The following is a 7,210-nucleotide window of genomic DNA, read 5'->3' on the forward strand; positions in this document are numbered from 1 at the left end:
CCGGCGCAACCCTCGCTCGTCGCATATGCGGACGAGCCACCTCCCGGACAACGAACATACGGTCTGCCAGATTGGCGTGTTTGCCGCGTATGTCTCGCACAAAGGCCATGCGTTCATCGACCGGGCGATTGATACCGGGGTTCCCTTTGCTTGGGTTGCCGCCAACACCGCACCATGGGCAGGCAAAGCCACCACTCCAGCGGGCCTTTTCGAGATAAGCGGCACACGCCGCGTCATCGCGGAAAATACGCTGGAATTCCGGCAGAGACCGGGAGAAAAACAGGTCTTCACGGGCCGAGATATCCATGGCCAACACTAAATCTGGTGGGTATGGGTGTCGAACGGATAGGCAAGGTTTATTCCTTCGCACGGATTGGTGTGGCGCTGGGGATAAAGGTCGAGGATGTTTTTACGCAGCAGCGGCTGTTATGTGTGCGGTTGCGCGAAAAGGGTGGCAAACAGCGTGAAATGCCTTGCCACCATAATCTGGAGACCTACCTACACCCATATATTGACGGGGTGAGTTTGGCCGACGCTGCCAAGAGGCCGTTGTTCAGAACCATCGGCCCGGGAACCGGCAAACTCACACGCCCCCCTGCCTCAAGCCAATGCCTATGCGATGATCGGCCGGCGCCACGGCGGCTGGGATTGAGACGAAGGTAGGCAACCACAGTTTTAGGGCGCCCGGGATCACCGCCCTATCTAAAAAACGGCGGCACGCTGGAAAACGCCGCCGCCATAGCCAACCATGCGTCGACTCGGACGACGCAACTCTATGATCGTCGGCACGACGATATCACTCTCGATGAGGTCGAAAGAAGCAGGGTTTAATGGCAGCATTTTTTGACTACATGGGTACAGTGGTGGTCGCGGGGGGTTCTGTCAGGCATGAGCGGGTTATCGGGCGCGGTTGGAATATCTGCACGCCAGAGGGAGGAGAAGCGGGCCCAAGAGACGTGGAAGCGCTCTGATGGATGATGCCGCCGCCATTGCGCGGGCTGAACTGGGTGCCTGCCTCGCCCGTGTCGCCTTGGCCGACCATGCTGCGCTGGAATACCTGTATAAACGAACCAGCGCGAAGCTTTTTGGCATTTGCAAACGTATCTTGTCTGATAGGGCGGCCGCAGAGGATGTTCTGCAGGAGGTTTTTTTGATCGTCTGGAACAGAGCGGGGCAGTTTGACCCTGCGCGCGGGGTAAGCGCCATCACTTGGTTGGCGGCCATCGCGCGTAACCGCGCGTTGGACCGGCTGCGCGCCCGCTCCCAGGGCGCCGTCTCATTGGATGAGGCTGCTCAAATCGCCGATACACGCCCGCTCGCTGATTATTCCATGGAAACTGCCGAGCGGGCCACTCGGCTGAGTGACTGCCTCTCCGGGCTCGATGAGCGCGCCGCAACCGCGATCAAACAGGCATTTTTTGGCGGCCTGACCTATCAGATGCTCGCAACCCGCGCCGACATGCCACTGGCCACCATGAAAAGCCTGGTGCGCCGTGGCCTGCTGCGGCTGAGAACGTGCCTGGATTCATGACAGAGGATGATTTCAACGCTTTGGCCGGCGAATATGTGCTGGGCCTTCTGGAGGGTGCGGCACTGAACGAGGCCGAAGCCCTAATGCGCGCCGATGCGGGGTTTGCCGCCTTGGTTCAAAGCTGGGAAAACCGGCTGATGCCGCTGATCGAGACCACCCCCGACTTCGTACCGCCGCCGCTGCTTTGGGACCGTATCGCCGTGGCGACGCGCCCGGCAACGGCCAGAGCACCGGGAGTGGTTCAACGCTTGTTTGCGGGCCTCGCCCAGAGGTTCCGCATTGGCGGCGCGACCGTCGGGGTAGCTCTTGCGTTGCTGGCGCTGTTCTTTTTCCTGCACACGCCGCCGGAGGCTGGGAGGCAGATCGCGGCACTGCGCAATCGCGATGGCGGCACCTTCATCGTCGAGCAGACAAAGACCGCGATGATCATCGTTCCGCGGAACATCACTCTGCCCGCCGGCCGCGTGGCGGAGCTATGGCTTCTGGCTCCGCACCATGCGCCGCAGGCTATAGGCGTGTTTCAATCTGGCCAAAGTTTAAATATGGCGCTGCCAAAAACCTCGGCCTCTGGTCTGTCGCTCGCCGTCTCCCTGGAGCCCCCAGGTGGTGCGCCTGGACCCACGCCGACCGGTCCGATCATCGCCGAGGGCGCGATCACTTTATTGTGATGTCGTTACCTGCATCCGAAAGGCCAGCCGCGACGTAGCTCCTGCAACCTTCGCATAAAGCGCGGGTCCAAACCGGAGCTCATCACATGTCATATAAAAAATTCCTTGCTGCGGCCTCGTTCTGTGCCATTTTTCCGGTCGCCGGGTTCGCCCAATCCATGATGTCCTCCAGCGCCGACCCGATGGTCGGTGGCGCGGCCATGTCTCCTGCGAAGAACATCGTACAGAATGCGGTGAACTCAAAAGACCACACAATCCTCGTCGCGGCGGTGAAGGCCGCTGGCCTGGTCTCGACGCTGGAGAGCCCGGGCCCGTTCACAGTGTTCGCGCCGACGAATGAGGCATTCGCGAAATTGCCCCCCGGCACAGTGGGCACATTAGTCAAACCGGAAAACAAGGCTGAGCTGACAAAAATTCTCACCTATCACGTAGTCGCCGGGAACTATACCACCACTGATCTTTTGAACATGATCAGCGGCGGCGGGGGCAAGGCCACGCTAACCACCGTTGAGGGCGAGCCGATCACCCTGACGATGTCCAGCGGCAAGATCATGATCACCGATGCTAAAGGCGGCATGGCCGATGTCACCATTGGAGATGTGCGTCAGTCCAATGGCGAGATCTTCGTTATTGATTCCGTGTTGATGCCCTAGGGCGGCAGGGTCCGGTGGCGATCCACGCAAGGGCCGCAGCCGGATCGGCCTGGGTTTCCGGGCGCGGGGATTCTACTCTGGCGGTCCAACGAATTTAAAAATATCCATTAAACAGGAGGCTTTATGAAAAAACCAAAAGACGGTCTGGTTCCGTCTCCCCTGGCATCCCGGCCGTTTCTCTCGGCTTCACTCATTCTCGCTGCCAGCGCGATCGCGCCCTGCGCCTTTGCGCAAATAGTGGCGCCTGAGCCCGCGCCAAATCTCCAGGCCCATATGTTCGACATGGGTGGTTTGGTTACCACCGGCGCTGTCACTGCGATCGGCGGTGCGGCGGGCGGCGGGATTGTTCCATGGGCATTGATAGGTGGATATACCACCCAGGATCAGGTTGGCGGCACGGCCTTCTACACCCATGTATTTTTGAGAAATTATCAGCTCTCCACTTATGGTGGGTTGTTTGCATTGTCCAACCGCGTCGAGGTGTCATTCGCGCATCAGGATTTTGCGCTGGGCGGCACCGGCGGGACGCTCGATGGCAAAATCATCGGCGCGCTCGGCCTGCCTGCCAGCACACCGGACAGTGCCCTGCCGCATGCGCTGCAACTGAACAACGCCAATATCAACCAGGACATTATCGGCATCAAAGTCAGGCTATACGGCAATGCCGTCTATGATCAGGACACGTTGATCCCTGAAATCTCCATGGGGTATGAATATCACCGCAACGAGAATACGAGCTTCGTGCGCGCCATCGGCACGCGCCCCACCGGCAACGAATATTATCTAGCTGCCACCAAAGTCTGGCTGCACGGTCTGTTTGGGCATTATACCATGGTAACAGGCACGCTTGATGTCACTAACGCAATCCAGAACGGCTTGCTCGGCTTCGGTGGCGTCGGACCTAACGGGCCGAAAAACGGCTATCACGTGGAGCCTGAATTCGCAGTTGGTTATTGGATCAATAACAATCTCGTCATTGGTGGCGAATACCGCTTTATGCCGCATTACCAAGTGGTGGCACCTGGCAACGTTCCTGGCTATGGACCGCTCGGAAACGCGCTGAGCAAGACCAGTGACTGGAAAGACGTCTATATTGCTTATTTCCCAGTCAAGTATCTCTCTGTCACGCTGGCTTATGCCGATCTCGGTACCATCGCGAGCGAGAAGAATCAAAACGGCGTTTATCTTTCCGGTACCGCCAGCTTTTAACCAATTCAGAATGTCAGGAGCCGTATAAATGTCATTTCGTAAAATAAAGGCATTTTCGAAAACCGTAATCGCCATATCCAGCCTGGGCGCAGCGTGGTTCGCCCCGGTTTCGGCGCGCGCGGATGCCACCTATTATCATGAGTTCGGTGATCGTGCCGGCATCCACGTGGTGATCACAGATTTTCTAGGCTACGTGCTCGCTGATGACCGCATCAAAGCCTATTTCACAAATGCAAACATTGCTGTTCTGAACGCGTCACTGACTAATCAGGTTTGTATGCTTGAAGGTGGACCATGCAAATTTGACGAAAACATGAAGACAATCCACAAAAATCTCGGCGTGACCGAGGCTGCATTTAACGCACTTGCCGAGGATCTGCAAAAATCCATGAACCAGCATGACATTCCACTTGCTGCGCAGAACGACCTGCTGAGCAAGCTTGCCCCAATGAAACACGACATCGTCACGAAATAATATCAACTTTGACAGCGCCCTTCTAAAAAAAGAGGCGGTCAAAAAGTAAAAAAGCAGAGATTTTTCTAAAAAGTATATAAAATTTAATGTATATGGAATGGGTTTTGCGATCGGGTTGTCAGTCACCATCGCAATGGACACGGTTGGTTCCTAATGGAGGGCACAGAACCTGTCCGTTGGCGAGTACAAGGCGATGAAGACGAGCACAGTGGCGGCTACGCGCCCTGCCCTCAGATGCTGCGATTGATGCCGTGCTTTATTAAAGGTCTGAAATCGCCTCAGCCAGCAACGCCTCAGTCGTCACCTCCTTGTCCACGGCCAGGCTCTTGAGCTGCTTGTGTGTGGTTGGGTCTAGTGCGGCTGTGACCTTCTTTTTTCCTGCCCGCGTCGCGGCATAGAACCCTGCCGCTCGTGTTATAACGTCTAATTTAGGCGGATGTGGTGCTGCTGCCGGAATTGCTAGGGGGCTGGAATCGGTGCTGCCGTAGATAGCGGATCAACCTGCACGGCTTGGCGCATGGTCTCGGTGAGGCTGGGGCGCTGTGCGCTCATAAGGGGAGCCACGCTCAGCCCGAAGGGAGAGCATGGCGAAGAGCCACGTTTTGATGCGCCCGAGCACAGTGGCACCCGAGCTTTATTCAGCGCGCGGGACTATGAGTAATTGGCGCGCCCTAAAAACCAGGGGAATCGGGTGAAGGAAATAATTCCTAAAACAACCAGTGGAGGGCCCGCTTACCGCCGCTGGAGGGCTCTCTTCGCGCGACATAAATTGGACGGCACAAATTATCGTGGCGAAAACTGACAGAAGCCACCTGCCGAATCGGCAAAACGAACGGATTTCGTCGATTCACATATTCAGGCAGTTGTCATGCACTTCTTCACCCGATTGCCCTGCCCTAAAAACTCGGTTTCATTGACAATGCCAGAATGCCTGGACTACGTTAGGGTTGATGGTCCTTCTTTCGTGAAGGTGAATAGGGAATGCGGTGCGAGCCTTACAGCTTTATGCCGCAGCTGCCCCCGCAACTGTAAGCGGAAAGCGCCCGTCTATCAGCCACTGGAGCCGTTCCGGGAAGGCTGACGGGTGCGTTCGATCCGTGAGCCAGGAGACCTGCCATCAAGAGTAATGCTGGCCAGGCGGGGCGCCCGGGCGAGTTTCTTGCGCCGGCTTCCGGTGTTTTTGTTTCGGTAGGTCCGCGCCCCGGCCTAGCACGTTGATGCGTGCATCGGGGGAGTGGTGACGGAGTCGATGTTAGCCGTGCTGCATATTTGCGTAACCTGTAAAGCAGGCACGCAATTAGAACCGCGCCCAGGGCAGCGTTTGTATGAGGCGCTCGACGCATTATGGGATGAGACACTGGGGCCTACGCAATTGCGTCCGGTTTCCTGCTTGGCGGCCTGTGAGCATGGCTGCACGGCAGCGATTTTCATGCAAGGTAAGCATTTTGGCTATTTGCTTGGCGGGCTGACGACGGCGCATGCCTCGGATATTCTTGATTACGCGCGTAGTTATCGGGCGTCTGCGACCGGGGCGGTGATGCCCTCGCGCCGAGCCCCCTCGCTCGCGAATGCTATTCTCAGCCGATTTCCAGCTTATGGGCTGGCACCAGTATCTTCAAAGGATGTTTTATGAATTTGCAAGCGGCAAAAATCCCGACCACGATCATCACTGGCTTTCTCGGTGCGGGAAAGACCACGCTGGTGAGGCATATACTGGAAAACGCCGGCGGACGGCGCCTTGCGGTGATCGTCAACGAGTTCGGTTCGCGCGGCGTGGACGGGGAGATATTACAGAATTGCGGCCTGGAGAATTGCCCGGAGACGGATATCGTGGAACTGGCAAATGGTTGCCTGTGCTGCACTGTTGCGGATGATTTCGTGCCGACGATTGAAGCGCTGATGGATCGCCCGAATCCGCCGGAGTATATTTTGATTGAGACCTCCGGGCTGGCATTGCCCAAGCCGCTGATCAAGGCATTCGGCTGGCCCAGCATCCGCTCGCGCCTGACGGTGGACGGCGTGATCGCGGTGGTCGACGGTCCCGCAGTGGCGGCGGGCCGGTTTGCGGATGATCCTGAGGATGTGGCCCGCCAGCGCGCGGCGGACTCTTCTTTGGACCATGATAACCCGCTGGCCGAAGTTTATGAGGACCAGATCAGGGCGGCGGATTTGGTCGTGCTGAATAAAACGGATTTGATGGATGCCGAGACGCTGAAACGGGTGACCGGGATGATCCAGGACAGCCTGCCGCGCGCCGTAAAGCTGGTGACGGCCACGGATGGCAAGCTCGATCTGGACGTGTTGCTCGGCCTCGCGGTGGCGGCGGAGGATGATCTGGCGGCGCGGCCTTCGCATCACGACGCCGAGGATGGCGAGCATGAGCATGATGATTTCGAAAGTTTTGTCGTGCGGGTGCCCGAACTGAATGCGCCGGAAGGATTACTGACGCGCCTTGCGGCGGCAGTGGCGGCGCATGACGTGCTGCGGGTGAAGGGCTTCCTTGCCGTGCGTGCCAAGCCGTTGCGGTTGGAGATTCAGGGTGTGGGGTCGCGTTTCCGGCAAAATTTTACCCGTGCCTGGGCGCTAGATGAGGTACGTGACGGGCATCTTGTTGTGATCGGCCGGAGTGGGATGGACCGCGCCGGGATAGAAGCCATGATAGCGGGATAGCAAC

Annotated in this window: 8 protein-coding genes, 1 pseudogene and 1 riboswitch; of the genes and pseudogenes, 7 read left to right on the forward strand and 2 right to left on the reverse strand. The window is 57.7% G+C overall.

Annotated features, from left to right (window positions below; genetic code table 11):
- Window positions 1-130: 130 nt before the first annotated feature.
- Window positions 131-307, reverse strand: a pseudogene (locus tag QQJ84_RS00090) (transposase); the annotation flags it as partial.
- A gap of 663 nt (window positions 308-970) precedes the next feature.
- On the opposite strand from QQJ84_RS00090, the gene QQJ84_RS00095 reads away from it, so the two are divergent.
- The 5 genes from QQJ84_RS00095 (at window position 971) to QQJ84_RS00115 (ending at window position 4,536) form a co-directional block, all read left to right on the forward strand.
- A complete protein-coding gene (locus tag QQJ84_RS00095; RefSeq protein ID WP_284255837.1) occupies window positions 971-1,531 on the forward strand; it encodes a sigma-70 family RNA polymerase sigma factor in 561 nt (186 codons plus the stop codon).
- Window positions 1,528-2,199 (forward strand): anti-sigma factor, encoded by a 672-nt coding sequence (locus QQJ84_RS00100; protein ID WP_284255838.1) that lies wholly within the window; start codon window positions 1,528-1,530, stop codon window positions 2,197-2,199. Before QQJ84_RS00095 ends, QQJ84_RS00100 begins: the two co-directional genes overlap by 4 nt.
- A gap of 86 nt (window positions 2,200-2,285) precedes the next feature.
- The gene (locus tag QQJ84_RS00105; protein WP_284255839.1) at window positions 2,286-2,852 is read left to right on the forward strand and encodes a fasciclin domain-containing protein; all 567 of its coding nucleotides are present in this window, start codon (window positions 2,286-2,288) and stop codon (window positions 2,850-2,852) included.
- 123 nt (window positions 2,853-2,975) lie between these two features.
- A complete protein-coding gene (locus tag QQJ84_RS00110) occupies window positions 2,976-4,061 on the forward strand; it encodes a DUF3034 family protein (RefSeq protein ID WP_284255841.1) in 1,086 nt (361 codons plus the stop codon).
- A 28-nt stretch (window positions 4,062-4,089) separates the two neighbouring features.
- Window positions 4,090-4,536: a group I truncated hemoglobin gene (locus tag QQJ84_RS00115; RefSeq protein ID WP_284255842.1), complete on the forward strand. Its 447-nt coding sequence runs from the start codon at window positions 4,090-4,092 to the stop codon at window positions 4,534-4,536.
- A 259-nt stretch (window positions 4,537-4,795) separates the two neighbouring features.
- Here the strand turns inward: QQJ84_RS00115 and QQJ84_RS19400 are convergent, their stop codons facing one another.
- A complete protein-coding gene (locus tag QQJ84_RS19400) occupies window positions 4,796-5,026 on the reverse strand; it encodes a ribbon-helix-helix domain-containing protein (protein WP_408861596.1) in 231 nt (76 codons plus the stop codon).
- A gap of 444 nt (window positions 5,027-5,470) precedes the next feature.
- Window positions 5,471-5,669: riboswitch (cobalamin riboswitch) on the forward strand.
- 116 nt (window positions 5,670-5,785) lie between these two features.
- On the opposite strand from QQJ84_RS19400, the gene QQJ84_RS00120 reads away from it, so the two are divergent.
- Together QQJ84_RS00120 and cobW are read left to right on the forward strand one after the other, a co-directional pair.
- Entirely contained in the window at window positions 5,786-6,169 is a 384-nt protein-coding gene (locus QQJ84_RS00120; protein WP_284255843.1) for a DUF1636 domain-containing protein, read from the forward strand.
- Window positions 6,166-7,206 (forward strand): cobalamin biosynthesis protein CobW, encoded by a 1,041-nt coding sequence (gene cobW, locus QQJ84_RS00125; protein WP_284255844.1) that lies wholly within the window; start codon window positions 6,166-6,168, stop codon window positions 7,204-7,206. The genes QQJ84_RS00120 and cobW overlap by 4 nt, the downstream gene beginning before the upstream one ends.
- The last annotated feature ends 4 nt before the right edge of the window (window positions 7,207-7,210 follow it).

It is taken from the genome of Acidocella aquatica (assembly GCF_030160635.1).
Lineage (GTDB): Bacteria > Pseudomonadota > Alphaproteobacteria > Acetobacterales > Acetobacteraceae > Acidocella > Acidocella aquatica.